This is a genomic window from Mycobacterium sp. IS-2888 (genome assembly GCF_001954215.1).
GTDB lineage: Bacteria > Actinomycetota > Actinomycetes > Mycobacteriales > Mycobacteriaceae > Mycobacterium.
In genome coordinates, this window is sequence record NZ_MBET01000007.1 from 29,547 (window position 1) to 55,464 (window position 25,918).

Consider the following 25,918-nt stretch of genomic DNA (forward strand, 5'->3'; position numbering starts at 1 on the left):
CCGAGCCCCACTTAGCCCCACGCGGACGCCCCATTTGGCCCCACCGACCGACTTTGGCGCCTTGAAATGCGAGTTTCCGACGCCGCGATCGGGTCCCCGGGTGGACTCGGACCGCTGTGGGGCGGCCCTACGTGGCGGACGACCTGGAAAACCCGGCGCCGACACGGCAGTAATGGGGCGAAGTGGGGGATTGTGGGGTATGGTGGCTGAAGTGTTTGGGTGAGCGTTTGGGTGAGGCGAAAGCCGGGTCTCCATGGGAGGTGAGCTGGTGTTTCTCGGCACCTACACGCCCAAGCTCGACGACAAAGGGCGGCTGACGTTGCCCGCCAAATTCCGCGACGCACTGGCAGGGGGGTTGATGGTCACCAAGAGCCAAGATCACAGCCTGGCCGTGTACCCGCGGACGGAATTCGAGCAGCTGGCCCGACGGGCGAGCAAGACATCGCGAAGCAACCCGGAAGCCAGGGCATTCCTGCGCAATCTGGCCGCCGGCACCGACGAGCAGCATCCCGACGCGCAGGGACGTATCACCTTGTCGTCCGACCATCGCCGCTACGCCAACCTTTCCAAGGACTGCGTGGTGATCGGGGCGGTCGACTACCTCGAGATCTGGGATGCACAGGCCTGGCACGACTACCAGCAAACCCACGAAGAGAACTTCTCCGCGGCCAGCGATGAAGCACTCGGCGACATCATCTGAGGCGCATGCCCGTGCATCGTGGCCTCTGCCCGAACCGACCCTGGCGTACTTCCCCAACGCCAGGTTCGTGCCTTCGGACAGGGACCTCGGTGCCTGGGCGTCCCGCCCGATCCGGGGAGGTGTTGCGGTGGTTGACGATCCAGAAGATTTGGGCCCAGAAGATTTGGGCCCAGAAGATTTGGGCCCAGAAGATTTGGGCCCAGGGAAATTCGGGCATGTGCCCGTCCTGGCGCAACGTTGCTTCGAGCTGCTCACCCCCGCATTGACCCGCTATCACGCGGACGGGTCGGGGGCGGTCCTCGTCGACGCGACCATCGGCGCGGGCGGGCACGCGGCGCGGTTCCTCACCGAATTACCCGGCCTGCGGCTGATCGGGCTCGACCGCGACCCCAGCGCGCTGGATATCGCCCGCAATCGGCTGAGGCAGTTCGAAGACCGAATCACGTTGGTGCACACGCGCTATGACGGGCTTGCCGCGGCGCTGGCCGAATCCGGTTACGCCCCAGTCGAATCGGTGGACGGCGTGTTGTTCGATCTCGGCGTTTCGTCCATGCAGCTCGACCGCGCGGAGCGGGGCTTTGCGTACGCCCAGGACGCGCCGCTGGACATGCGGATGGACCCGGGCTCGCCGCTTACCGCGGCTGACATCGTCAACACCTACGACGAGCGTGCCCTGACGGACATCCTGCGCCGCTACGGCGAGGAGCGGTTCGCACGCCGGATTGCCGGACACATCGTCCGGCAGCGCGCCCGCACCCCGTTGACGTCGACGTCCGAGCTGGTTGCCCTGATCTACCAAGCGATTCCGGCCCCGGCCCGGCGCACCGGCGGGCACCCTGCCAAGCGCACGTTTCAGGCGCTGCGGATCGCGGTCAACGAGGAGCTGGACTCGCTGCGGGGCGCCATTCCCGCCGCGCTGGGCGCGCTGGCCGCCGCGGGCCGCATCGTGGTGCTGGCCTACCAGTCGCTGGAAGACCGCATCGTCAAGCGCGTGTTCGCCGACGCGACCGCCTCGCGCTCGCCGGTGGACCTACCGGTCGAATTGCCGGGGCACGCGCCGCGATTCAGGTCGTTGACGCGCGGTGCCGAACGCGCCGACGCCGCGGAGATCGAGCGCAACCCGCGCAGCGCCGCGGTGCGATTACGGGCCCTGCAACGGGTGCAGCACGGGGTGGAACCGAATGCCGAAGCGCAGACAACCGGGAAGGGCGACGCATGAAGGCAAAGCGCGACACGCAGAAACGCCGCGCTGTCGGTGACCGCCGCGATCGGCGCGACGGCGTTGCCCGCAAAGGCAGGCGCGCCGTCGCAGAGTCGGCATCGTCGCGGCGGACCCGGCCGGGCAGGAGCGCCGCGCCCACCCGCGACGCCCGGGCGCCCAAATCGGGTCCCCAGACCAGCCCCATCGCCCGGCCGGTCGAGCGGGCGGCCCGTCCCAAGAGCACAAGCCAGGCCAAGGCGCGGGCAAAGGCGCGAAAAGCCAAGGCGCCCAAGGTTGTCCGGCCTCGCCTGAGCGAACGGTTGGCCAACCGGCTGGCATCGATTGACCTGCGGCCCCGGACCTTGGCGCGCAAGGTGCCGTTCGTCGTGCTGGTGATCGGGGCCCTCGGTCTGGGGCTGGGCCTGACGCTGTGGTTGTCCACCGATTCCGCGGAGCGTTCCTACCAGTTGAGCCATGCCCGGGAGAAGAACCGGTTGCTGCAGCAGCAGAAGGAGTCGCTGGAACGCGATGTGCGCGAGGCGGAGTCGGCGCCGGCGCTCGCCGAGGCGGCCCGCAAGCAGGGCATGATCCCGACGCGGGACACCGCCCACCTGGTCCAGGATCCGGCCGGCAATTGGGTGGTGGTGGGCACGCCCAAGCCGGCCGACGGCGTTCCGCCGCCGCCGCTGAACACCAAGCTTCCCGAGCCGGGCCCGCCGCCACCCCCGAAGCCGGTGGCGCTTCCCCCGGAGGTCCCGGTTCGGGTACAGCCCGCCCCGGCCGGTCCTGGTGTTCCCGGTGTTCCGTCGGCGCCGGCCAGGTCAGGGCCGGAGGCATTGCTGCGCGCGCCTGACGGCTCGACGACCGTCGGCGGCCAGCACCTGACGCAGCCCACGTCGCCGCTGCCGGGCATGCCCGGCGGGCCGGCCATCGGGCAGTTCCCCGGTGTGCTCCCGCTGCCGGGCCTGCCGGCGCCCGCGAGTCCGGCGCAGGCGGGTCCGGCGACTGGGTCGCTGCCCCCCGAAGTGTCAGTTCCGTTGGGCGGGCTGCCGATCCCGGCTGCGCCCCGGGTTCCCGCGCCGCTGCCCGCCGAAGTGCCGGTGCCGGTGCAACCGGGGGCGCAAGCACCCCAGGCTGTGATGCCGGCGCCCGCGATGGGTGCGCCCCGATGAGCCGGGGCGAGTCCCGGCGCGCCCGGCGGTCGCCGACGACCCGCGGTCCCGGTACTGCGCGAGGAGCCAAGGAGATTGGGAAAACGAGGCGAGCCCGCAAGCCGGAGAAAGCTCAGAAAGCTCCGAAAGCCCAGAAAGCTCAGAAAGCCCCGAAAGCCAAGGAGGCCAACAAGTCCCGCGCGCCCGGACGGCCCGATGCGCCGGGTCGCTCCGCACGGGAGCGGCGGACCCGTCAGCTGGTGGACGCCGGCACGCGCGGTGCGTCGTTCGTTTTCCGGCATCGGGCGGGCAATGCGGCCATCTTGGCGCTGATGCTGGTGGCAGTCGTGCAGCTCTTCGTCCTGCAGGTGACGAACGCGCCGACGCTGCGGGCGCAGGCGGCCGGCCAGCTCAAGGTCACCGACGTCGAAAAGGCCGTCCGCGGCAGCATCGTCGACCGCAACAACGAACGCCTGGCGTTCACCATCGAGTCGCGGGCGTTGACGTTCCAGCCGAAGCGAATTCGCAAGCAATTGGAAGAGGCCAAGAACAAGAACTCGGCCGCCCCCGATCCGCAGCAGCGGATGCGGGACATCGCCAAGGAGGTCGCGGCCCGGCTGAACAACAAGCCGGACTATCAGACCGTCCTGAAGAAGTTGCAAAGCAACGACAACTTCGTCTACCTGGCTCGCGCCGTCGACCCCGCCGTCGCCGGCGCGATCTCCGACAAGTATCCCGAAGTCGGTTCGGAGCGGCAGGATCTGCGCCAGTACCCGGGCGGATCGCTGGCGGCCAACATCGTCGGCGGCATCGACTGGGACGGCCACGGGCTGCTCGGGCTGGAGGACTCGCTGGATGCCGTGCTGTCGGGAACCGACGGCTCGGTCACCTACGACCGCGGCTCGGACGGCGTGGTCATCCCCGGCAGTTACCGCAACCGGCATCGGGCGGTCAACGGTTCGACCGTCCAGCTCACCATCGACGACGACATCCAGTTCTACGTTCAGCAGCAGGTCCAGCTGGCCAAGGATGCGTCTGGGGCACACAACGTTTCGGCGGTCGTGCTGGACGCCAAGAACGGCGACGTGTTGGCCATGGCCAACGACAACACCTTCGACCCGTCGCAGGACATTGGGCGTCAGGGTGACAAGCAGCTGGGCAACCTGGTGGTGTCCTCGCCGTTCGAGCCGGGCTCGGTGAACAAGGTGATCACCGCGTCCGCGCTCATGGAATATGGGCTGAGTAACCCCGACGAGGTGTTGCAAGTGCCGGGCTCGATCCAGATGGGCGGCGTCACCATCCATGACGCCTGGGAACACGGCGTGATGCCCTACACCACCACCGGCGTATTCGGAAAGTCGTCCAACGTCGGCACCCTGATGCTGGCGCAGCGCGTCGGTCCGGAACGCTTCTATGACATGGTCCGCAAGTTCGGGCTGGGTCAGCGCACCGGCGTCGGGCTGCCCGGTGAAAGCGCCGGGCTGGTGCCGCCCATCGACCAGTGGTCGGGCAGCACCTTCTCGAACCTGCCTATCGGCCAAGGCCTTTCGATGACGCTGCTGCAGATGACCGATATGTACCAGACCATCGCGAACGATGGCGTGCGGGTACCGCCGCGGATCATCAAGGCCACCATCGCACCCGACGGCACCCGTACCGAGGAACCCCGCCCGGAGGGTATCCGCGTGGTGTCGCCGCAGACGGCGCAGACCGTGCGGGGCATGCTGCGCGCCGTCGTCCAGCACGACCCGATGGGGTATCAGCAGGGCACCGGCCCGGCGGCCGGGGTGCCCGGCTATCAGATTGCCGGCAAGACCGGCACCGCGCAGCAGATCAACCCCGGCTGCGGCTGCTACTTCGACGACGTCTACTGGATCACCTTCGCCGGCATGGCCACCGCCGACAACCCCCGCTACGTCATCGGCATCATGATGGACAACCCGCAGCGCAACGCCGACGGCACGCCGGGGCACTCGGCTGCCCCGCTGTTCCACAACATCGCCGGCTGGCTGATGCAGCGGGAAAACGTGCCGCTGTCACCCGACCCGGGGCCGCCGCTGACGCTGCAGGCCATGTAGCGGCCGACCACCCAGCCCGTCGAGTGTGCGGTGAGGGCGCCACCAGCGCGCACTGAGAGCCCTCAACGCACACTCGATGGACGAGCCAACCTCGTTGGGCCGTGCGCCTAGGTAGGGTGTCATGGCTGATCATGGGGATCAGGCCGCGTCGTCAGGGAGGTGACACAGGTGGTGGCCACTGGGTTGCGTCCCCGCGACACCGCGGGCGTGCGGCTGCCCGTGCTGGCCGCCCAGGTGGGCGCGGTTCTCGCGGGCCAGGCCGCGGCCGTGCCTGACGTGGCGATCACCGGTGTGACGCTGCGTGCCCAGGATGTTCAGCCCGGTGACCTGTTCGCCGCCCTGCCCGGCTCGTCCACCCACGGCGCGCGGTTTGCCGGCGAGGCGATCGAGCGCGGCGCCGTCGCGGTGCTCACCGACGGCGCCGGGCTCGGGGAGATCGGCCCCCAGGGCAGCGTGCCCACGCTGGTGCACCCCGCGCCGCGCAGCGTGCTCGGTGGCCTGGCCGCCACCGTGTACGGAAACCCGTCCGAGAAGATGACCATCGTCGGCATCACCGGAACGTCGGGCAAGACCACCACGACGTATCTGGTGGAGTCCGGTCTGCGGTCCGGCGGGCGCACCCCGGGGCTCATCGGCACGGTCGGCATCCGCATCGACGGCGTCGACGTCCCCAGCACCCTGACGACGCCGGAGGCGCCCGCGCTGCAGGCGATGCTGGCCGCCATGGCCGAACGCGGGGTCGACACCGTGGTCATGGAGGTGTCCAGCCACGCGCTGACGCTGGGCCGGGTGGACGGCACCGGATTCGCGGTGGGCGCTTTCACCAACCTTTCCCGTGACCACCTCGACTTTCACCCCACCATGGCCGACTACTTCGAGGCGAAGGCGTTGCTGTTCGACCCCGACTCGGCGCTGCGCGCCCGGACGGCGGTGGTGTGCATCGACGACGACGCCGGGCGCGCAATGGCCGCCCGGGCGGGTGCGGCGATCACCGTCAGCGTCGAAGACCAGCCCGCCGATTGGCGAGCCGTCGACGTGGCGCCGATGGGAGCCGGGGGACAGGAGTTCACCGTTGTCGATCCCGCCGGCGGCCGGCACCGGGTCGGCATCCGACTACCCGGGCGCTACAACGTCGCCAATTGCCTTGTCGCGCTGGCCATTCTCGACGCTGTCGGGGTCTCCGTCGAGCGGGCGTCGCGGGGACTGCTCGAAACCCGGGTCCCGGGGCGGCTGGAAGAGATCGACTGTGGCCAGGATTTTCTCGCGCTGGTCGACTACGCGCACAAGCCGGGCGCGTTGCGGGCCGTGCTGACCACGCTGCGGCGGCCGGATCGACGGCTGGCGGTGGTATTCGGTGCCGGCGGCGACCGCGACCCGGGCAAGCGGCGGCCGATGGGCGAAATCGCCGCCGAGCTCGCCGATTTGGTCGTCGTCACCGACGACAACCCGCGCGACGAGGACCCCGCGGCAATCCGGCGCGAGATCCTCGCGGGAGCGGCCGAGGGCAAGGCCCAGGTCGTCGAGATCGGCGACCGCCGCGCGGCGATCGACCACGCCGTCGCCTGGGCGGGCCCCGGCGACGTCGTCGTGATCGCCGGCAAGGGCCACGAGACCGGGCAGCGCAGCGCGGGCCGGACCCGCCCCTTCGACGATCGGGTGGAACTCGCCGACGCGATACGGGCCCGGGGGGCCGCGCGATGATCGACCTGACCGTCGCCCAGATCGCCGAGATCGTCGGCGGCACGCTGACGGACATCGCACCGGAGGCCGCCGCCGACCTCCGCGTCACCGGGTCCGTCGAATTCGACTCGCGCGCAATCGGTTCCGGCGGGCTGTTCTTGGCTCTGCCCGGCGCCCGATCGGATGGGCACGACCATGCCGGTTCGGCGGTCGCCGCCGGTGCGGTCGCCGTGCTGGCCGCGCGGCCGGTCGGGGTCCCCGCCATCGTGGTGCCCCCGGCGGGCCCCGCGGACTCGCGCGCTGGCGTGCTCGAGCATGACGCCGACGGGTCGGGCGCCGCGGTCCTGGCCGCACTGGCCAAGCTGGCCAAGGCGGTGGCCGCGGAGCTGGTCGCCGGCGGGCTGACCATCATCGGGATCACCGGCTCGTCGGGAAAGACCTCCACGAAAGATTTGGTGGCCGCCGTCCTGCGGCCGCTGGGTGAGGTGGTGGCCCCGCCCGGATCGTTCAACAACGAACTGGGCCATCCCTGGACGGTGTTGCGTGCGACCCGGGACACCGACTTCTTGATCCTGGAGATGTCGGCGCGCCATCCCGGCAACATCGCCGAGCTGGCGCGCATCGCCCCGCCCGCCATCGGAGTGGTCCTCAACGTCGGCACCGCCCACCTGGGTGAGTTTGGCTCGCATGAGGCCATTGCCCGCACCAAAGCCGAACTGCCACAAGCTGTTCCGGAATCCGGTGTGGTCATCCTCAACGTCGACGACCCGACGGTGGCCGCGATGGCCCATGTCACCGCGGCCTGGGTGGTCCGGGTGAGCCGAGTCAGCCAGACCGACTCCGGCCCCAGCGACGTCTGGGCGGAAAACGTGTCGTTGGACGAATTGGCCAGGCCGCGTTTTACCCTGCACGCGATGGACCCGCGAGGCGCTGTTGAGGCGGAGGTGCAACTCGGCGTGTACGGCGATCACCAGGTCACCAACGCGCTGTGCGCCGCTGCCGTGGCGCTGCAATGCGGCGCCAGCGTCGAGCAGGTCGCCGCCGCGCTTGCCGAAGCCGGGCCGGTGTCGAGGCACCGCATGCAGGTGACCACCCGTCCCGACGGGGTGACCGTGATCGACGACGCCTACAACGCCAACCCCGACTCGATGCGGGCCGGGCTGCAGGCGCTGGCCTGGATCGCCCATGGCGGCGGAGAGCGGGCGCGGCCCCGGCGCAGCTGGGCGGTGTTGGGTGAAATGGCCGAGCTCGGCGACGACGCGATAACCGAGCACGATCGCATCGGCCGGCTGGCGGTGCGCTTAGATGTGTCTCGACTCGTTGTGGTGGGAATGGGGAGGTCGATGAGCGCCATGCACCACGGAGCGGTCATGGAGGGCTCGTGGGGCTCGGAGACCGGTCCGGGGGCCGATAGAGGGGCCGTGAACGTCGCCGACGGCGACGCCGCCCTGGCCTTGCTGCGGGCCGAGGTGCAACCCGGCGACGTGGTGCTGGTCAAAGCGTCGAACGCGGCCGGACTCGGTGGGCTCGCCGACGCGCTGGCCGCCGAGGGCGGGGCGCGCCCGTGAGACAGATTCTCATCGCCGTCGCCGTCGCGGTGGCCGTGTCAATCCTGTTGACTCCAGCGCTGATCCGGCTGTTCACCAAGCAGGGCTTCGGCCACCACACCCGCGAGGACGGGCCCCCCAGCCACCACACCAAACGCGGCACGCCGTCGATGGGAGGCGTGGCGATCGTCGCCGGCATCTGGGCCGGCTATCTGGGCGCGCACCTTGTCGGGCTGGCCTTCGACGGTGCGGGGATCTCCGCATCCGGTCTGCTGGTGCTGGGCCTGGCCACCGTGCTGGGAGGCGTGGGATTGGTCGATGACCTGATCAAGATCCGCAGGTCGCGCAACCTCGGGCTGAACAAGACCGCCAAGACGATCGGGCAGATCACCGCGGCGGTGTTGTTCGGCGGGCTGGTGTTGCAGTTCCGCAATGCCGACGGCTTGACACCGGCCAGCGCGGATCTGTCCTACGTCCGCGAAATCGCCACCGTCACACTGGCTCCCGGACTCTTCGTGCTGTTCTGCGTGGTCGTGGTCAGCGCCTGGTCCAACGCGGTCAATTTCACCGACGGCTTGGACGGACTCGCCGCCGGAACCATGGCGATGGTCACCGGGGCCTACGTTCTGATCACCTTCTGGCAGTACCGCAACGCATGCGTCACCGCGCCGGGGTTGGGCTGTTACAACGTGCGCGATCCGCTGGACCTGGCGATCATCGCGGCCGCGACCGCGGGAGCGTGCATCGGCTTTCTGTGGTGGAACGCCGCGCCGGCCAAGATCTTCATGGGGGACACCGGGTCGCTGGCGCTCGGCGGCATCATCGCGGGGTTGTCGGTCACCAGCCGCACCGAGATCCTCGCCGTCGTGCTGGGTTCGCTGTTCGTCGCCGAGGTCACCTCGGTTGTCCTGCAAATCCTGGCTTTTCGCACCACCGGGCGCCGGGTGTTCCGGATGGCGCCCTTCCATCACCATTTCGAGTTGGTCGGCTGGGCCGAAACCACGGTGATCATCCGCTTCTGGCTGCTCACCGCGATCACCTGCGGTCTGGGCGTGGCCCTTTTCTACGGTGAGTGGTTGGCCGCGATCGGTGCCTGACATGTCCGGGCTCGAGCCGCTGGCGCCGGGCGCGCCGGTGCTGGTGGCCGGCGGCGGCGTCACGGGCAGGGCGGCTCTGGCGGCCCTGAAGCGTTTTGGTGCGGCCGTCACGCTGTGCGACGACGATCCCGCCACGCTGCGCGGCTATGCCGAGAGCGGGGTGGCCACCATGGCCACATCGATTGCCACGCAACGGATCTCGGGCTTCGCCTTGGTCGTCACCAGTCCCGGGTTCGCACCGACCACGGCGCTGCTGGCGGCCGCCGCGTCGGCCGGGGTGCCCGTCTGGGGCGACGTGGAGCTGGCCTGGCGGCTGGAGGTGGCGGGCTACTACGGGCCGCCGCGCCGCTGGCTGGTCGTCACCGGCACGAACGGCAAGACCACGACGACGTCGATGCTGCAGGCCATGTTGATGGCGGCGGGCCGGCGCAGCCTGCTGTGCGGCAACATCGGCACCCCGGTGCTGGACCTCCTGGAAGAGGATTCGGCCGAGCCCGCCGAGCTGCTGGCGGTCGAGCTGTCCAGTTTCCAGCTGCATTGGGCGCCGTCGCTGCGGCCCGAGGCGGGCGTGGTGCTCAACATCGCCGAAGACCACCTGGACTGGCATGGCACTTTGGCCGACTACGCCGCGGCCAAGGCCCGGGTACTGAATGGCCGTGTCGCGGTCGTCGGCCTGGACGACGCCCGGGCTGCCGCTCTGCTGGACACGGCGGCGGCGCCGGTGCGGGTCGGGTTTCGGCTCGGCGAACCGGCCGCGGGCGAACTCGGCGTGCGCGACGGCCAGCTGGTCGACCGCGCCTTCGCCGGCGACCTGACGCTGTTGCCGGCCGAGTCGATACCGGTTCCCGGCCCGGTCGGGGTTCTCGACGCCCTGGCCGCCGCGGCGCTGGCCCGCAGCGTCGGTGTGCCCGCGGAGGCGATCGCGGCCGCGATCGCCGCGTTCCGGGTGGGCCGGCATCGGGCGGAGGTGGTGGCCGTCGCGGACGGGATCACCTACGTCGACGATTCCAAGGCGACCAACCCGCACGCCGCCGAGGCGTCGGTGTTGGCGTACCCGCGGGTGGTCTGGGTGGCCGGTGGTTTGCTGAAGGGCGCATCCATCGATGCCGAGGTCGCCAGGATCGCATCTCGGCTGGTCGGAGCGGTGCTCATCGGCCGGGATCGCCGAGAGGTTGCAGAGGCGTTATCGCGACACGCGCCGGATGTCCCCGTCGTCCAGGTTGTGACAGGCGAGGATGCTGATATGCATGCGACTGCTGAGGTCTCTGGTACATCTGTGACAGAAGTGAAACATTCGCGCGACAACCTCGGCATTCGCGTCATGACCGCGGCCGTGCACGCGGCGCGCGACATGGCGAAGACCGGCGACACGGTGCTGCTGGCACCGGCCGGCGCATCGTTTGACCAGTTCACCGGCTACGCCGACCGCGGCGACGCTTTCGCGGCCGCCGTGCGCGCGGCGATCCGGTAGGCGGGTATGGGTCACGCGCTGAGCCGGTTCTTACGCCGGAACAAGGGAACGAACGCAACCCCGGCCGAGCGGGCCGAGGTCGAAGAACCGGCCGCTGCGACGGACGCAGCCGTACCAGACGCGCCCGAGCCCGACGTGCCCGACGAGGTTCCTCACGACGCGGGTTCCGATGACGCGGCCTGCGATGACGCGGCCTCCGAGTTCGAGCCCGAGTTCGAACCGGAGTCCGAGCCAGAGTTCGAGCCCGAAGACGCAAAGGCGGCGGACGCGAAGCCGCGGGCCAAGGCTTCCGGGAGCGAAGACGGCGGCCCGCGCCACCGGTTCCGCAACCGGTTTGGTGCCTGGCTAGGCCGCCCGCTGACGTCGTTCCACCTGATCATCGCAGTCACCGGTCTGCTGACCACCCTCGGACTAATCATGGTGCTGTCGGCCTCCGGCGTGCGGTCCTACGGCGACGACGGCTCGGCCTGGGTGATCTTCGGCAAGCAGGTCCTGTGGACGGTCATCGGGGTCATCGGCGCCTACCTCGCGATGCGGATGCCGGTGCGCTTCATCCGCCGTGTCGCGTTCCCCGGCTACGTGGTCACCATCATCCTGCTGGTGCTGGTGCTGGTGCCGGGAATCGGCAACCTGGCCAACGGCTCTCGCAAGTGGTTCGTGATCGCCGGCTTTTCCATGCAGCCGTCCGAGCTGGCGAAGATCGCGTTCGCCATCTGGGGCGCGCATCTACTGGCGGCGCGACGAATGGAGCGGGCCTCGCTGCGCGAGATGCTGATCCCGTTGGTGCCGGCGGCGGTCATCGCGCTGGCGCTGATCGTGGCCCAGCCCGACCTCGGGCAGACGGTTTCGCTGGGCATCATCCTGCTGGCCCTGCTGTGGTATGCCGGGTTGCCGCTGCGGGTCTTCGTCACGTCGCTGTTCGCGGTCTTCGTCGCGGGCGCGATCCTGGCGATGTCCGCCGGTTACCGCTCGGACCGGGTGCGCTCCTGGATGAATCCCGAGACCGACCCGCAGGACACCGGTTACCAGGCGCGACAGGCGAAATTCGCGCTGGCGCACGGCGGCATCTTCGGCGACGGTCTGGGCCAGGGTGTGGCCAAGTGGAACTACCTGCCCAACGCGCACAACGACTTCATCTTCGCGATCATCGGCGAGGAACTCGGCTTCGTCGGGGCGTTCGCGCTGCTGGTGCTGTTCGGGTTGTTCGCCTACACCGGCATGCGGATCGCGCGCCGTTCCGCCGATCCGTTCCTGCGGCTGCTGACCGCCACGACCACGATGTGGGTGCTGGGCCAGGCGTTCATCAACATCGGCTACGTGATCGGCGTGCTGCCGGTCACCGGTTTGCAGCTGCCACTCATATCTGCCGGCGGAACATCAACGGCCGCAACACTTTTCATGATAGGAATCGTCGCCAACGCCGCGCGCCATGAACCCGAGGCGGTCGCCGCGCTGCGAGCCGGCCGCGACGACAAGATGAACCGGCTGCTGCGGCTGCCGCTGCCCCAGCCGTATGTGCCCACCCGGATCGAGGCGTTCCGCGATCGCAAGCGGACTCGACCCACTGCCGGGGGCCGAAAGGCCGCCCAGGGGCCGACTCGGAAGGCTGCCCGGAACCCCGACCCGCCGCTGCGGCCGGCTTTCCCCCGTACGGCTGCCCGCCCCGCCCGTCGCTCAGGGCATCATGGATCTGGCCAGCGCCGCGCCAGTCAGGCTGCCGGCCAGCGTCAACCACGGCGCGCTCGTGCATTGGAAGGTCAGCGTTACGGGTGAACAAGACGGTCAGGAAGGCGACCGGCGGGCGGGGGAAAAATTCCTCGCCCGCCGGTGCCGCTTTGTCGGTCGTACTGGCCGGCGGTGGGACCGCGGGGCATGTCGAGCCCGCGATGGCCGTCGCCGACGCGCTGTCCGCACTGGATCCGCAGGTCCGGATCACCGCACTGGGCACCGCGCGCGGGCTGGAGACCAGGCTGGTGCCCGAGCGCGGCTACCACCTCGAGCTGATCACGCCGGTCCCGCTGCCGCGTAAGCCGACGGGCGACCTGGCGCGGCTGCCGACGCGGGTGTGGCGCGCCGTCCGAGAGACCCGCGCGGTGCTCGACGCCGTCGACGCCGACGTGGTCGTCGGGTTCGGCGGTTACGTGGCCCTGCCCGCCTACCTCGCCGCGCGCGGCTACCCCGGGCCATTAGGACCGTTACGCCGCCGGCGCCGCATTCCGGTGGTCATCCACGAAGCCAACGCCCGCGCCGGGCTGGCCAATCGCGTCGGCGTGCGCAGCGCGGACCGGGTGCTGTCCGCGGTGCCGGATTCCGGGCTGCGCCGCGCCGAGGTCGTCGGTGTCCCGGTACGCGCGGCCATCACCGCGCTGGACCGCGCGGCACTGCGGGCCGAAGCGCGCCGGCATTTCGGCTTCGCCCCCGACGCTCGGGTGCTGCTGGTGTTCGGGGGTTCCCAGGGCGCCGTCTCGCTCAACCGCGCGGTCTCGGGCGCCGCCGCCGAGTTGGCCGCCGCGGGCGTGTCCGTGCTGCACGCGCACGGCCCCAAGAACACCCTCGAGCTGCGCACCCCGGAGCCCGGCGATCCGCCCTACGTGGCGGTGCCGTATCTGGACCGGATGGACCTGGCCTACTCCGCCGCCGACCTGGTGATCTGTCGTTCCGGCGCGATGACGGTCGCCGAAGTGTCGGCGGTGGGGCTCCCGGCCATCTACGTGCCGTTGCCGATCGGCAACGGCGAGCAGCGGCTCAACGCCCTGCCGGTGGTTGACGGCGGCGGCGGCGAGCTCGTCGCCGACGTGGATCTGACGCCGGGCCTGGTGGCTCAGCGGGTGATCGGCCTGCTCACCGATCCGGCGCGGCTCGCGGCGATGACCGCGGCGGCCGCCCGGGTGGGGCATCCGGACGCGGCGCGGCAGGTGGCCCAGGCGGCGCTAGACGTCGCCCGGTTGGCTTCCCGGGGACGACGGTGACCGAGCAGCTGCCTCCTGAACTCCAGCGGGTGCACATGGTCGGTATCGGGGGCGCCGGCATGTCCGGCATCGCCCGCATCCTGCTGGACCGGGGCGGCCAGGTATCCGGCTCGGACGCCAAGGAATCGCGCGGCATCCACGCGTTGCGGGCCCGCGGCGCGCTGATCCGGATCGGACACGACGCGTCGTCGCTGGATCTGCTGCCCGGTGGCGCCACCGCGGTCATCACCACCCACGCCGCCATCCCGAAGACCAACCCGGAGCTCGTCGAGGCCCGGCGCCGCGGCATTCCGGTGGTGCTGAGACCGGTGGTGCTGGCCAAGCTGATGGCTGGGCGCACCACGCTGATGGTCACCGGCACGCATGGCAAGACCACCACGACGTCGATGCTGATCGTGGTCCTGCAGCATTGCGGTCTCGACCCGTCGTTCGCGGTCGGCGGAGAGCTCGGCGAGGCCGGCACCAACGCCCACCACGGCAGCGGCACTTGTTTCGTCGCCGAGGCCGACGAAAGCGACGGCTCGCTACTCGAGTACACGCCCAACGTCGCGGTGGTCACCAACATCGAGACCGACCACCTGGACTTCTATGGCAGCGCCGACGCCTACGTCGGGGTGTTCGACACCTTCGTGGAGCGGCTCGCCCCGGGCGGAGCGCTGGTGGTGTGCACCGACGACCCCGGCGCGGCGGCGCTGGCCCAACGCAGCGCCGAGCTGGGCATCCGGGTGCTGCGCTACGGATCTGGGTCCGGGTCCGACTCGCAAGGGCAGGACCTGGCCGGCGCGCTGCTGTCGTGGGAGCAGCAGGGCACCGGGGCCGTCGCGGACATCCAGTTGGCCGGCGAATCGCATCCGCGCGTGATGCGGCTTTCGGTGCCCGGGAGGCACATGGCGCTCAACGCGCTGGGCGCGCTGCTTGCGGCGGTCGAGGTCGGCGCCCCCGCGGACGCCGTGCTTGACGGGCTCGCCGGCTTCGAAGGGGTGCGGCGCCGCTTCGAACTCGTCGGGTCCGCAAGCGTCGGCAAGGGGACGGTGCGGGTATTCGACGACTACGCCCACCATCCGACGGAGATCAGCGCAACGCTGGCGGCGGTGCGCACCGTGCTCGAACAGAGCGGTGAGGGCCGCTCGCTGGTGGTGTTCCAGCCCCATTTATATTCGCGGACAAAGGCTTTCGCGGCTGAATTCGGGCGCGCGCTGGACGCCGCCGACGAGGTGTTCGTGCTCGACGTCTACGGGGCGCGCGAACAACCCCTCGCCGGTGTCAGCGGAGCCAGCGTCGCCGAGCACGTCAGCGTGCCGGTGCGCTACCTCCCGCACTTCTCGGCGGCGGCCGAGGAGGTGGCCGCGGCCGCCGGGCCCGGCGACGTCATCGTGACGATGGGTGCCGGCGACGTGACGATGCTGGGGCCGGAGATCGTGACTGCACTGCGGGTGCGGGCGAACCGCGCCGCGCCCGGTCAGCCCGGGGTGCCGCAATGAGCGAACCCGACGAGGCCCCACCGACTGCCCCGCCGACCGACGTGGCGGCCGGCGCGGACTCGGACGCTGGGACCCGTGCAGACAACGCGGTCACCGAACCGCTGGAAGCGCAAAACGGTGAAACCCAAGCGGAGGAACCCGAATTCGAGGGGCCGCGGCGGCGTGCCCGCCGCGAACGCGCCGAGCGCCGAGCCGCGCAGGAGCGCGCCCGCGCGATCGAGGAAGCGCGCCGCGAGGCCAAGCGCCGCGTCAGTGGGCGCATCGTCAACCAGCCCAAACCCGTTGCGCGCGGCGTTGTTCGAGGCCTGAAAATGTTGTTGGCGTCGGTGGTGATCGCCGTCGTCGGTGTGGGACTCGGGCTGATTCTGTACTTCACGCCCGCGATGTCGGCCCGCGACATCGTGGTCACCGGGCTTTCGGTGGTGACCCGCGAGGAGGTCCTCGACGCCGCGCGGGTGCGGCCCGGGACCCCGCTCTTGCAGATCAACACCAACCAGGTCGCCGACCGGGTGGCGACGATTCGCCGGGTGGCCAGCGCGCGGGTGCAGCGCCAGTACCCGTCGGCGCTGCGGATCACCATCGTCGAGCGAGTCCCGGTGGCAGTGAAGGATTTTGCCGACGGCCCGCACCTGTTCGATCGCGACGGTGTTGACTTCGCGACGGCTCCGCCGCCACCCGCGTTGCCGTATCTCGATGTTGCCAATCCTGGGCCGACCGACCCGGTGACCAAGGCTGCGCTGCAGGTTCTGTTGGCGCTGCGTCCTGAGGTCGCGGGTCAGGTCGCTCGCGTCGCGGCGCCCTCGGTGGCGTCGATCACCCTGACCCTGGGCGACGGGCGGGTGGTGATCTGGGGGACCACCGACCGCACCGAGGAGAAGGCCGAAAAGCTGGTGGCGTTGTTGACGCAGCCCGGGAAGACCTACGACGTGTCCAGCCCCGACCTGCCGACCGTGAAATAGCCAGCGCGCGCTCGAATGTGCGGCCCGCCGCACGCCCGACGCCGAATGTGCGGCCAGCCGCACGTTCGATGTCACAAAAATTTGCGCGCCGCGCGTCGGCGCGCCTGCGAGATTCGCGCGCGTCATGCCCATACCGTTCTGGTTGCGCGGAACTACTTGACATAACTCTAAATCTATGGTTGAGGTTGAGAGTTTGCCAGGCGGAGACACCGAGTCCCACCAGGGAGGAAGAGAAATGATGACCCCCCCGCACAACTACTTGGCCGTCATCAAGGTCGTGGGTATCGGTGGCGGCGGCGTCAACGCCGTCAACCGGATGATTGAGCAGGGCCTCAAGGGCGTGGAATTCATCGCGATCAACACCGACGCGCAGGCGTTGTTGATGAGCGATGCCGACGTCAAGCTCGACGTCGGCCGTGACTCCACCCGCGGATTGGGCGCCGGGGCGGACCCCGAGGTGGGCCGCAGGGCCGCCGACGACGCCAAGGACGAGATCGAGGAACTGCTGCGCGGGGCGGACATGGTGTTCGTCACCGCCGGCGAGGGCGGTGGCACAGGCACCGGCGGGGCGCCCGTCGTCGCAAGCATCGCCCGAAAACTCGGGGCGTTGACCGTCGGCGTCGTCACTCGCCCGTTCTCGTTCGAGGGCAAGCGGCGCAGCAATCAGGCCGAAACCGGCATCAACTCACTGCGGGAGAGCTGCGACACCCTGATCGTCATCCCCAACGACCGGCTGCTGCAGATGGGCGATGCCGCGGTATCGCTGATGGACGCGTTCCGCAGCGCCGACGAGGTGCTGCTCAACGGCGTGCAGGGCATCACCGACCTGATCACCACGCCAGGACTGATCAACGTCGACTTCGCCGACGTCAAGGGCATCATGTCGGGCGCTGGTACGGCGCTGATGGGCATCGGGTCGGCGCGCGGTGAGGGCCGGTCGCTCAAGGCCGCCGAGATCGCCATCAACTCGCCACTGCTGGAGGCGTCGATGGAGGGCGCGCAGGGCGTGCTCATGTCGATCGCCGGCGGCAGCGACCTGGGACTGTTCGAGATCAACGAGGCGGCATCGCTGGTGCAGGACGCCGCCCACCAGGACGCCAACATCATCTTCGGCACCGTGATCGACGACTCGCTGGGCGACGAGGTGCGGGTCACCGTCATCGCGGCGGGCTTCGACGCATCCGGCCCCGGTCGCAAGCCCCTGCTCGGCGGCAGTGCCGACAAGGGGGAGAAGACCGGCGCGCACCGCATCGAGTCGGCCAAGGCCGGCAAGCTCACCTCGACGCTGTTCGAGCCCGTCGACGCCGTCAGTGTGCCGGTGCACACCAACGGTTCGACGCTGAGCATTGGCGGCGACGACGACGACGTCGACGTGCCGCCGTTTATGCGCCGCTGAGGGTCTCATTTTGCTTGCCAGTCCGCGACAAACCGGCCGCGGCGGGACGTCGCTGACACCTGAACGGCAACGGCGTCCGGATACTGGGCATGTGAGCGTTCGCATCCGGCGGGTGACCACCACCCGCGCGGGCGGCGTCTCGGTGGCGCCGTTCGACTCCTTCAACCTCGGCGACCACGTCGGCGACGATCCGAAGGCGGTCGCCGCTAACCGCGCCCGGCTGGCCGCCGCCATCGGCCTGAGCATTACGGGGGGCACCGACCGGGTGGTGTGGATGAACCAGGTGCATGGCGATCGGGTCGAGGTGGTCGACGGGCCGCGGGATGCCGCCGTCGACGACACCGACGCGTTGGTGACCACCACGCCCCGGCTGGCGCTCGCGGTGGTGACCGCCGACTGCGTGCCGGTGTTGCTGGCCGACGCGCGCGCCGGTGTTGCCGCGGCGGTGCATGCCGGCCGCGTCGGGGCTCAGCGGGGGGTGGTTGCCCGCGCGGTGGAGGCAATGCAGCGGCTGGGCGCGCACGCGGGCGACATTTCGGTCCTGCTCGGCCCGGCGGTCAGCGGCCGCCACTACGAGGTGCCCGAGGCCATGGCCGACGAGGTCGAGGCGGCACTGCCGGGCAGCCGCACCACGACGGCGGCCGGGACGCCCGGACTCGATCTCCGCGCCGGAATCGCTTGCCAGCTCCAGGATTTGGGCGTCACGTCGATCGACATCGATCCGCGCTGCACGGTGGCCGACCCGACACTGTTCAGCCATCGCCGGGGTGCACCGACCGGGCGGCTGGCATCACTGGTCTGGATGGAGTGACCGCCGTGGCGGTGGACATGGGGGCGGCGGGGGCGAGCCAAGGAAACCGCGAATCGGAATTGACTCATGCGTTGGCGGCGGTGCGTTCGCGACTCGCGATGGCCGCGGAAGCGGTGGGTCGCAATGTCGGCGAAATTGAACTTCTCCCCATTACCAAATTCTTTCCAGCAACCGATGTTGCGATTTTGTCTCGATTGGGTTGTCGGTGCGTTGGCGAATCGCGGGAGCAGGAAGCCGCGGCAAAGGTGGCCGAACTCACTCGATTGTCACAAGCTGCGGGCCGAACGGATACGGGGCACGCGGATTGGCGGGAACTGCACTGGCACATGGTTGGGCGGATTCAGCGGAAGAAAGCTCGTTCCCTGGCGCGCTGGGCCCACACCGCCCACTCGGTCGACAGCGCGCAGCTGGTGACCGCGCTCGACCGGGCCGTCGCAGCTGCTTTGGCCGAGGGCAGTCGCAACAACCCGCTGCGGGTCTACGTGCAGGTAAGCCTCGACGGCGACGCGTCGCGCGGCGGCGTCGACGTTCGGGTGCCGGGGGCCGTCGACGACGTCTGCGGGCGGGTTCAGCAGGCGAAATGTCTGGAGCTGGTCGGATTGATGGGCATCCCGCCGCTGGACTGGGACCCGGACGAGGCCTTCGGGCGGCTGCAATCGGAGCACCGCCGGGTGCTCGAATCGCACCCGAACGCGGTCGGCCTATCCGCCGGCATGTCCGACGATCTGGAAATTGCCGTCAAACATGGTTCGACGTGTGTGCGTGTCGGTACCGCGCTATTGGGCCCGCGGCGGTTACCGTCACCGTGAGTAGTCACTGTAGTCACACCTTCATCACGGACACCAATAATCCCAGGGGCTAGAAGGGGTCAACGCAATGAGCACACTGCATAAGGTCAAGGCCTACTTCGGTATGGCCCCCATGGACGACTACGACGACGAGTACTACGACGACCACGCTCCGTCGCGCGGCTTCCCGCGCCCTCGCTTTGACGATGGGTACGGCCGCTACGAGGGGCGCGACTACGACGATCCGCGCGGGGACCTGCGCGGCGAGCCCGACTACCCGCCGCCCGGTGGCTATCGCGGCGGCTACGGCGACGAACCGCGCTACAGCCCCGTCCATCCCCGCGACTTCGACCGGTCCGAGATGAGCAGGCCGCGCCTCGGGTCGTGGTTGCGCAACTCCACCCGCGGCGCGCTGGCGATGGACCCACGCCGGATGGCGATGATGTTCGAAGAAGGCCACCCGTTGTCGAAGATCACGACGCTGCGGCCGAAGGACTACAGCGAGGCCCGCACCATCGGCGAGCGGTTCCGGGATGGCACCCCGGTCATCATGGACCTGGTGTCGATGGACAACGCCGACGCGAAACGGCTGGTCGACTTCGCGGCCGGCCTGGCCTTCGCGCTGCGCGGCTCGTTCGACAAGGTCGCGACCAAGGTGTTCCTGCTGTCGCCCGCCGACGTCGACGTCACCCCGGAGGAGCGTCGCCGGATCGCCGAAACCGGCTTCTACGCTTACCAATAACCCCGCCCGAGCTGCGATGCGGCCCACACTTGATGTGTGACCGTGCGCGCAGTCGGTACGCTGGCCATTGCCGCGCTAGCGTGCGGCGACTGACATCTGGCGACTGACGTCGTCAGACACCGTCGGTCTTCTCATCGGTAAGGTCGGGCTCTCGTTGGTGCTGTTCTTTCAGATCCTTGGGTTTGCGCTGTTCATCTTCTGGCTGCTGCTCATCGCCCGGGTCGTCGTCGAGTTCATCCGCTCGTTCAGCCGTGACTGGCGTCCCACCGGCATCACCGTGGTGATCCTGGAGATCATCATGTCGATCACCGATCCACCGGTGAAGCTACTACGTCGGCTGATCCCCCAACTGACCATCGGAGCCGTGCGCTTCGACCTGTCCATCATGGTCCTGCTGCTGGTCGCGTTCATCGGCATGCAACTGGCGTTCGGCGCCGCGGCATGACCCACCCGCAGGCAACACCTACCTACATGCCACACCTACCCGCATGCAACCGGCGACGGTTCGGCCACGGTTCGACGTCGGTTTGATGCGCGCAATTTTAAAATTTTAAGGATTGGGATTTTATTGCTCTTAGTCTGTGAAATTGGTTCTTATTTATCGGCCTAATCGGCAACCGCCGAGTCTGGTGTGACAGGATGGGCGGCAGTTGCACAACGGCTACCACTCCGTTCTACACTTTCCAGAACGTTTGACAGGAACTTGAGGGGAACGAACAATGCCGCTTACACCAGCCGACGTCCACAATGTGGCGTTCAGTAAGCCACCAATCGGCAAGCGCGGTTACAACGAGGACGAGGTCGACGCCTTCCTCGACTTGGTGGAGAACGAGCTGACGCGGCTCATAGAAGAGAATTCCGATCTGCGCCAACGGATCGAGGAGCTCGACCGGGAGCTGGCCGCCGGGGGCGGCGCCGGCCCCTCCGTTGCGGCCCAGCCCACTCAGGCGATCCCTGTCCGCGAACCAGAACCCGAGCCCGTCAAGCCGGCGCCCGTGGCGGCACCCGAACCGGCGGCGTTCGCGGGAAGCACCGAGGAACAGGCCATGAAGGCCGCTCGGGTGTTGAGCCTCGCTCAGGACACCGCCGACCGGCTCACCAGCACCGCCAAGGCCGAGTCGGACAAGATGCTCGCCGATGCCCGCGCCAACGCCGACCAAATCCTCAGCGAGGCCCGCAGCACCGCCGACAGCACTGTCGCCGAGGCCCGGCAGCGTGCCGACGCGATGCTGGCCGACGCCCAAACCCGCTCCGAGACGCAGTTGCGCCAGGCCCAGGAGAAGGCCGACGCGCTGCAGGCCGACGCGGAACGCAAGCATTCCGAGATCATGGGAACCATCAACCAGCAGCGCACGGTGCTGGAAGGCCGGCTCGAGCAGCTGCGTACTTTCGAACGCGAGTACCGCACCCGACTCAAGACCTACCTGGAATCTCAGCTCGAGGAACTCGGCCAGCGCGGCTCGGCGGCGCCCGTCGACTCGAGCGCGGACGCCGGCGGGTTCGACCAATTCAATCGGGGTAACAACTAGCCCGCCATCCGTGCCGGACTGCCGGGTTGGCAGACTGGACCCGCACTAGGCCTGACAGTCCCGCCCGTTGCTGGAGGATGACCGATGCTGATCATTGCGCTCGTATTGGCCCTGATCGGGCTCGTCGCGCTGGTGTTCGCGGTCGTGACCAGCAACGAGCTGGTGGCGTGGGTGTGCATTGCCGCCAGCGTCATCGGCGTCGTGCTGCTGATCGTCGACGCCCTGCGGGAGCGCCAGCGGCGTGACTCGGGCGAAGAAGCGGTCGCCGAAGAAGGGTCCGGGGACGGCGAGGAAGCCGGCGTCGACTACCCAGTTGACTATCCGGAGGAAGTGCCCGATGAGGCGGCCAAGGACGCCGGTAGCGACGAGGCCAAGTAGAACTCAGCTTGTCGGCTTGGCGAGCAGCTCGCGCACCTCGTCGTCACTGACCTGGTGAAAATCCTCGTAGACCTGTCCGACGGCCTCGAACGCGGGCGGCATAGTCGCACACACGACGTCGTCGGCTTCGCGCGCGAGCTCCTGGCAGACTGACTCCGGCCCGACCGGGACCGCGACGACGATCGATCGCGGTCTGGCCGCACGAATCGCGCGTACCGCCGCCATCATGCTGGCGCCGGTGGCGATGCCGTCGTCGACCAAGATCACGGTCTTGCCCGCCGGATCGGAGAGCGGGCGCCCGCCCCGGTATGCGCGTTCGCGGCGCTCGAGCTCGGCCGTCTCGCTGTCGATCACCTCGCGCACCTGCTCGTCGGTGATGTGCAGGCTGGAAATCACGTTGTCGTTCATCACCACGCCGCCGCCGCTGGCCAACGCGCCCATCGCGAGCTCGGACCAGCGCGGCACCCCGAGCTTTCGAACCAGGAACACGTCAAGCTCAGCGCGCAGGGCCGCAGCGATTTCCCAGGCGACCGGAACGCCACCCCGCGCCAGCCCAAGGACCAGCAGGTTGCCTTCGTCGCGATAGGACGTCAACTCCCCCGCGAGCGCGCGACCGGCTTCGCCGCGGTCGCGGAAAGTCCGCATCGCCGTCCGCCGCAGAAAGCCACTAGGTGGGTTCATTGGTTTGCACTTCCCGCTATTGGCCTCCATCCAGACTACGTCGGCCCGCAAGGTTTGCCCGCAAGCCTGAAGAAGCGGTTGCCGAACGCCACGCCCTTGCGGCAACCGCGGTCAGGATTGGATCGTTATCTCGAACTGGATAGCGTTGTGCGCGAACAAGATCGAGAGGACCTGCGAGATGAGGCGGCGTTTCCACACCTATACGGCCTACAGCGTCGGTTGCGCGATTGTGTGGGCCGTCATCCTGGCCGGGGTCGGGTCCGCGGCGGACAGCGGCACCAGGCACAAGTTTGTTCTGGTTTTCGCGGGATGGGTGATCGGGTGGCTGTCGGCGACCATCGCCCGAGTTGTCTATCCACCGCCAAAGCGGCACTCCGGCCCATAAATACGGTGTGATCGCGGCTTCGCCGCTCAACACACTCCATCGGCTCGGAAATGAACGCGAGCGTCCATTTCGCTCGCCTCGCTCGTGTGTCCGAGGGGGGACTTGAACCCCCACGCCCATTAGTAGGGCACTAGCACCTCAAGCTAGCGCGTCTGCCATTCCGCCACTCGGACCGACCAACGAGAGTTGGCAGCTAAGGCTATCGGATGGGCCCGGGCGGACCCAACCCAGCTGGTGGCTCCGCGCCGCCGCCCGTCGGCCCCGGCGATGGTCGGGGCAATGGTAGGAAAGGTGGTTGTGACCGGTGAGACCGACGTGCCCCACGCCACCCCCGATAAGGCCAGGGATGACGTGGTCGAAGTTGTGAGCAGGTTGATCCGCTTCGACACCACCAACACCGGTGATCCCGAGACCACACAGGGTGAAGCGGAGTGCGCGCGCTGGGTCGCCGAGCAGCTCGAGGATGCCGGATATCGGCCCGAATACCTCGAATCCGGCGCGCCCGGACGGGGCAATGTGTTCGCCCGTCTCGAGGGCGCGGACCGATCGCGCGGCGCGCTGCTCATCCACGGGCATCTCGACGTGGTCCCGGCCGAACCGGCCGAGTGGAGTGTCCATCCGTTCTCCGGAGCGGTCGAGGACGGCTATGTCTGGGGCCGCGGCGCGGTCGACATGAAGGACATGGTCGGCATGATGATCGTGGTCGCTCGCAAGCTGAAGCGTGATGGCATCGTGCCGCCGCGCGACCTCGTGTTCGCGTTCGTCGCCGACGAGGAGCACGGCGGCCAGTACGGGGCGCGCTGGCTGGTCGACAACCGGCCCGATCTGTTCGACGGGATCACGGAGGCCATCGGTGAAGTGGGTGGGTTTTCCCTCACGGTGCCGCGTCCCGACGGCGGCGACCGCCGCCTGTACCTGATCGAGACCGCCGAGAAGGGCATCCAATGGATGCGGCTGACCGCCCGCGGCAAGGCCGGGCACGGTTCGATGGTGAACGATCAGAACGCGGTCACCGTCCTCGCCGAGGCCGTCGCGCGGGTGGGCCGCCACCAGTTTCCGCTGGTACTCACCGACACCGTCGTCGAGTTCCTGGCCGCCATCAGCGAGGAGACCGGTCTGACATTCGACACCGATTCGGCCGATCTGGAGGGGACGATCGAAAAGTTGGGGCCGATGGCCCGCATGCTGAATGCGGTGCTGCGCGACACCGCAAACCCGACGATGCTCAAAGCCGGATACAAGGCCAACGTCGTCCCGGCGACCGCGGAAGCGGTGATCGACTGCCGCGTGCTGCCCGGTCGGCAGGCGGCGTTCGAGGCCGAAATCGACGAGTTGATCGGCCCCGACGTGACCCGCGAATGGATCAGGGATTTGCCGGCGTATCAGACCAGCTTCGACGGGGACCTGGTCGACGCGATGAATGCAGCCGTGCTCGCCATCGACCCGGACGGCCGGACGGTTCCCTACATGCTTTCCGGCGGTACCGACGCAAAATCCTTCGCGCGCTTGGGTATTCGTTGCTTCGGCTTCAGCCCGCTGCGATTGCCTCCGGATTTGGACTTCTCTTCGTTGTTCCACGGCGTCGACGAACGGGTACCCGTCGACGCATTACGGTTCGGCACCGACGTGCTGGCCCACTTCCTGACACATTGTTAGACCCACTGCTAGACCCACTGCTAGGTCAATCGTTAAGAGAGAGGATCGTCCATGAGCTTGCCGACCGACCCGTACGACGCGCTGCCCAAGCTGCCGTTTTTCAGCCTGAGTTCGAACTCGATTACCAACGGCCAGCCGCTCGCCACGCCGCAGATCAGCGGGATCCTGGGCGCCGGGGGAGAAGACGTCAGCCCGCAGCTGAGCTGGTCGGGATTCCCCGACGAGACGCGTAGCTTCGCGGTCACCGTCTACGACCCCGACGCTCCGACGCTGTCCGGGTTCTGGCACTGGGCCGTAGCCAACCTGCCCGCCGACGTCACCGAATTGCCCGACGATGCCGGTAATGGCGGCGAGTTGCCCGGCGGCGCCCTGCAATTGGTCAACGACGCGGGGATGCGCCGCTACGTCGGTGCGGCGCCGCCCCCCGGTCATGGCGTGCATCGCTACTACGTTGCGGTGCATGCCGTCGACGTCGACAAGCTCGACCTGCCCGAGGACGCCAGCCCCGCGTTCCTCGGTTTCAATCTGTTCCAGCACGCCATCGCGCGGGCCTACATCTACGGGACGTACGAACAGACCTAAGGATTTTGCAGTTGGGAATCGTGTCCGCGTCGACATCGGCTCCGAATAAAGATTGTGGAACCGCGCGGGTGCGTATTGGTCCTGCCGGGCGGCAAGGCGCGAAGCGAAGAGGCCTCCCGGTGGTGGCAACTGGCCAACGTCCGGATGATGTTGGTGGCCAAGGCGTTGCGGCGCCGGCTCGGGCCCGACGTCGAGGTGCGTCGGGTCCAGTATCGGTATCGCGGGTGGAATGGGCCCCGCCTGGACGCGCTGCGCGACGCCAAGCATGTGCTCGACGCGGTGCGCAACCGGTTTGAGCCGAAAAGCATTGTGTTGGTGGGGCATTCGATGGGCGGCCGGGTAGCGGCGCACCTGGCGGGCGGTTCCGACGTGGGCGCGGTGGTGGCGCTCGCGCCGTGGTGGGTCGGCGGCGATGGTGAGCTGATTCCGCCGGCCACTCGACTGCTGGTGCTGCATGGCACCGCAGATACCTGGACCGACCCGGGTGCATCGCGCATGCAGACGTTGCGGGCCGGTGAGCGCGGGCTGGCCGCTCAGTGGGTGGGCGTCGAGGGCGCCGGCCACTACATGGTCCGGAGGTGGGCCGAGTGGCATCGCCGAACCGTCGATTTCGTCGCCGACTACCTGCGGCGGTGA

23 protein-coding genes, 1 tRNA gene and 1 pseudogene are annotated in these 25,918 nt (G+C 68.9%); 23 read left to right on the forward strand and 2 right to left on the reverse strand.

Features of this window, described 5'->3' with window-relative positions; translation table 11 throughout:
- Positions 1–268 precede the first annotated feature (268 nt).
- The 19 genes from mraZ (at position 269) to A5745_RS00715 (ending at position 21,978) form a co-directional block, all read left to right on the forward strand.
- Positions 269–700, forward strand: coding sequence for a division/cell wall cluster transcriptional repressor MraZ (gene mraZ, locus A5745_RS00625; protein WP_076062437.1), 432 nt, complete (start codon positions 269–271; stop codon positions 698–700).
- Positions 675–1,919 carry a 16S rRNA (cytosine(1402)-N(4))-methyltransferase RsmH gene (rsmH, locus tag A5745_RS00630; RefSeq protein ID WP_139329374.1) on the forward strand — a complete coding sequence of 415 codons (1,245 nt, stop codon included), beginning with the start codon at positions 675–677 and terminating at the stop codon, positions 1,917–1,919. The genes mraZ and rsmH overlap by 26 nt, the downstream gene beginning before the upstream one ends.
- Complete coding sequence (locus tag A5745_RS00635; protein ID WP_076062359.1) at positions 1,916–3,073, forward strand: hypothetical protein; 1,158 nt, start codon at positions 1,916–1,918, stop codon at positions 3,071–3,073. Before rsmH ends, A5745_RS00635 begins: the two co-directional genes overlap by 4 nt.
- Complete coding sequence (locus A5745_RS00640; RefSeq protein WP_076062361.1) at positions 3,070–5,130, forward strand: penicillin-binding protein 2; 2,061 nt, start codon at positions 3,070–3,072, stop codon at positions 5,128–5,130. Before A5745_RS00635 ends, A5745_RS00640 begins: the two co-directional genes overlap by 4 nt.
- A 159-nt stretch (positions 5,131–5,289) precedes the next feature.
- On the forward strand, positions 5,290–6,831 hold the full coding sequence (locus A5745_RS00645; RefSeq protein ID WP_139329375.1) for a UDP-N-acetylmuramoyl-L-alanyl-D-glutamate--2,6-diaminopimelate ligase: 1,542 nt from the start codon (positions 5,290–5,292) through the stop codon (positions 6,829–6,831).
- A complete protein-coding gene (gene murF / locus A5745_RS00650; RefSeq protein WP_076114756.1) occupies positions 6,828–8,378 on the forward strand; it encodes a UDP-N-acetylmuramoyl-tripeptide--D-alanyl-D-alanine ligase in 1,551 nt (516 codons plus the stop codon). The genes A5745_RS00645 and murF overlap by 4 nt, the downstream gene beginning before the upstream one ends.
- On the forward strand, positions 8,375–9,454 hold the full coding sequence (gene mraY / locus A5745_RS00655; protein ID WP_076062365.1) for a phospho-N-acetylmuramoyl-pentapeptide-transferase: 1,080 nt from the start codon (positions 8,375–8,377) through the stop codon (positions 9,452–9,454). The genes murF and mraY overlap by 4 nt, the downstream gene beginning before the upstream one ends.
- A gap of 1 nt (position 9,455) precedes the next feature.
- The gene (gene murD / locus A5745_RS00660; RefSeq protein WP_076114757.1) at positions 9,456–10,925 is read left to right on the forward strand and encodes a UDP-N-acetylmuramoyl-L-alanine--D-glutamate ligase; all 1,470 of its coding nucleotides are present in this window, start codon (positions 9,456–9,458) and stop codon (positions 10,923–10,925) included.
- Between the two features lie 6 nt (positions 10,926–10,931).
- Positions 10,932–12,698: a putative lipid II flippase FtsW gene (gene ftsW, locus A5745_RS00665; protein ID WP_076114758.1), complete on the forward strand. Its 1,767-nt coding sequence runs from the start codon at positions 10,932–10,934 to the stop codon at positions 12,696–12,698.
- On the forward strand, positions 12,695–13,894 hold the full coding sequence (gene murG / locus A5745_RS00670; protein WP_076114759.1) for an undecaprenyldiphospho-muramoylpentapeptide beta-N-acetylglucosaminyltransferase: 1,200 nt from the start codon (positions 12,695–12,697) through the stop codon (positions 13,892–13,894). The genes ftsW and murG overlap by 4 nt, the downstream gene beginning before the upstream one ends.
- 35 nt (positions 13,895–13,929) lie before the next feature.
- Entirely contained in the window at positions 13,930–15,375 is a 1,446-nt protein-coding gene (murC, locus tag A5745_RS00675; protein ID WP_217695259.1) for a UDP-N-acetylmuramate--L-alanine ligase, read from the forward strand.
- Complete coding sequence (locus A5745_RS00680; RefSeq protein WP_083662631.1) at positions 15,372–16,334, forward strand: cell division protein FtsQ/DivIB; 963 nt, start codon at positions 15,372–15,374, stop codon at positions 16,332–16,334. The genes murC and A5745_RS00680 overlap by 4 nt, the downstream gene beginning before the upstream one ends.
- A gap of 238 nt (positions 16,335–16,572) precedes the next feature.
- Positions 16,573–17,730, forward strand: a complete 1,158-nt coding sequence (gene ftsZ / locus A5745_RS00685; protein ID WP_076062373.1) for a cell division protein FtsZ — start codon at positions 16,573–16,575, stop codon at positions 17,728–17,730.
- A gap of 91 nt (positions 17,731–17,821) precedes the next feature.
- Positions 17,822–18,541, forward strand: a complete 720-nt coding sequence (gene pgeF, locus A5745_RS00690) for a peptidoglycan editing factor PgeF (protein ID WP_217695258.1) — start codon at positions 17,822–17,824, stop codon at positions 18,539–18,541.
- Between the two features lie 17 nt (positions 18,542–18,558).
- Positions 18,559–19,350, forward strand: a complete 792-nt coding sequence (locus tag A5745_RS00695; RefSeq protein WP_076062444.1) for a YggS family pyridoxal phosphate enzyme — start codon at positions 18,559–18,561, stop codon at positions 19,348–19,350.
- 67 nt (positions 19,351–19,417) lie between these two features.
- On the forward strand, positions 19,418–20,071 hold the full coding sequence (locus A5745_RS00700) for a cell division protein SepF (RefSeq protein WP_076062376.1): 654 nt from the start codon (positions 19,418–19,420) through the stop codon (positions 20,069–20,071).
- A 154-nt stretch (positions 20,072–20,225) separates the two neighbouring features.
- Entirely contained in the window at positions 20,226–20,516 is a 291-nt protein-coding gene (locus tag A5745_RS00705; RefSeq protein WP_067007636.1) for a YggT family protein, read from the forward strand.
- Between the two features lie 274 nt (positions 20,517–20,790).
- Complete coding sequence (locus A5745_RS00710; RefSeq protein ID WP_076062378.1) at positions 20,791–21,600, forward strand: DivIVA domain-containing protein; 810 nt, start codon at positions 20,791–20,793, stop codon at positions 21,598–21,600.
- Between the two features lie 84 nt (positions 21,601–21,684).
- A complete protein-coding gene (locus A5745_RS00715; RefSeq protein WP_076114760.1) occupies positions 21,685–21,978 on the forward strand; it encodes a hypothetical protein in 294 nt (97 codons plus the stop codon).
- Between the two features lie 3 nt (positions 21,979–21,981).
- Here A5745_RS00715 and A5745_RS00720 read toward each other — a convergent pair.
- A pseudogene (locus tag A5745_RS00720) lies at positions 21,982–22,749 on the reverse strand (phosphoribosyltransferase); the annotation flags it as partial.
- Positions 22,750–22,837: 88 nt separating this feature from the next.
- Here A5745_RS00720 and A5745_RS24140 point away from each other — a divergent pair.
- A complete protein-coding gene (locus A5745_RS24140; RefSeq protein ID WP_076062384.1) occupies positions 22,838–23,044 on the forward strand; it encodes a hypothetical protein in 207 nt (68 codons plus the stop codon).
- An 87-nt stretch (positions 23,045–23,131) separates the two neighbouring features.
- Here the strand turns inward: A5745_RS24140 and A5745_RS00730 are convergent.
- A tRNA-Leu gene (locus tag A5745_RS00730) sits at positions 23,132–23,217 on the reverse strand.
- A 106-nt stretch (positions 23,218–23,323) separates the two neighbouring features.
- Here A5745_RS00730 and A5745_RS00735 point away from each other — a divergent pair.
- From A5745_RS00735 to A5745_RS00745, 3 genes are read left to right on the forward strand one after another with little or no spacing between them, the layout of a single operon-like run.
- On the forward strand, positions 23,324–24,700 hold the full coding sequence (locus A5745_RS00735) for a M20/M25/M40 family metallo-hydrolase (protein ID WP_076114762.1): 1,377 nt from the start codon (positions 23,324–23,326) through the stop codon (positions 24,698–24,700).
- Between the two features lie 51 nt (positions 24,701–24,751).
- Positions 24,752–25,282 carry a YbhB/YbcL family Raf kinase inhibitor-like protein gene (locus A5745_RS00740; RefSeq protein WP_076062387.1) on the forward strand — a complete coding sequence of 177 codons (531 nt, stop codon included), beginning with the start codon at positions 24,752–24,754 and terminating at the stop codon, positions 25,280–25,282.
- A gap of 54 nt (positions 25,283–25,336) precedes the next feature.
- On the forward strand, positions 25,337–25,918 hold the full coding sequence (locus tag A5745_RS00745) for an alpha/beta hydrolase (protein ID WP_240563054.1): 582 nt from the start codon (positions 25,337–25,339) through the stop codon (positions 25,916–25,918).

What these genes read in the sequence shown, in the direction of transcription:
- murC (WP_217695259.1), top strand. Translation starts at nt 13,930, where the DNA reads ATGGTCGGTATCGGGGGCGCCGGCATGTCCGGCATCGCCCGCATCCTG.
- ftsW (WP_076114758.1), top strand. Translation starts at nt 10,932, where the DNA reads ATGGGTCACGCGCTGAGCCGGTTCTTACGCCGGAACAAGGGAACGAAC.
- A5745_RS00715 (WP_076114760.1), top strand. Translation starts at nt 21,685, where the DNA reads ATGCTGATCATTGCGCTCGTATTGGCCCTGATCGGGCTCGTCGCGCTG.
- murD (WP_076114757.1), top strand. Translation starts at nt 9,456, where the DNA reads ATGTCCGGGCTCGAGCCGCTGGCGCCGGGCGCGCCGGTGCTGGTGGCC.
- A5745_RS00695 (WP_076062444.1), top strand. Translation starts at nt 18,559, where the DNA reads ATGGGGGCGGCGGGGGCGAGCCAAGGAAACCGCGAATCGGAATTGACT.
- murF (WP_076114756.1), top strand. Translation starts at nt 6,828, where the DNA reads ATGATCGACCTGACCGTCGCCCAGATCGCCGAGATCGTCGGCGGCACG.
- A5745_RS00735 (WP_076114762.1), top strand. Translation starts at nt 23,324, where the DNA reads ATGGTAGGAAAGGTGGTTGTGACCGGTGAGACCGACGTGCCCCACGCC.
- A5745_RS24140 (WP_076062384.1), top strand. Translation starts at nt 22,838, where the DNA reads ATGAGGCGGCGTTTCCACACCTATACGGCCTACAGCGTCGGTTGCGCG.
- rsmH (WP_139329374.1), top strand. Translation starts at nt 675, where the DNA reads ATGAAGCACTCGGCGACATCATCTGAGGCGCATGCCCGTGCATCGTGG.
- A5745_RS00710 (WP_076062378.1), top strand. Translation starts at nt 20,791, where the DNA reads ATGCCGCTTACACCAGCCGACGTCCACAATGTGGCGTTCAGTAAGCCA.
- A5745_RS00680 (WP_083662631.1), top strand. Translation starts at nt 15,372, where the DNA reads ATGAGCGAACCCGACGAGGCCCCACCGACTGCCCCGCCGACCGACGTG.
- ftsZ (WP_076062373.1), top strand. Translation starts at nt 16,573, where the DNA reads ATGACCCCCCCGCACAACTACTTGGCCGTCATCAAGGTCGTGGGTATC.
- A5745_RS00740 (WP_076062387.1), top strand. Translation starts at nt 24,752, where the DNA reads ATGAGCTTGCCGACCGACCCGTACGACGCGCTGCCCAAGCTGCCGTTT.
- A5745_RS00700 (WP_076062376.1), top strand. Translation starts at nt 19,418, where the DNA reads ATGAGCACACTGCATAAGGTCAAGGCCTACTTCGGTATGGCCCCCATG.
- A5745_RS00640 (WP_076062361.1), top strand. Translation starts at nt 3,070, where the DNA reads ATGAGCCGGGGCGAGTCCCGGCGCGCCCGGCGGTCGCCGACGACCCGC.
- A5745_RS00635 (WP_076062359.1), top strand. Translation starts at nt 1,916, where the DNA reads ATGAAGGCAAAGCGCGACACGCAGAAACGCCGCGCTGTCGGTGACCGC.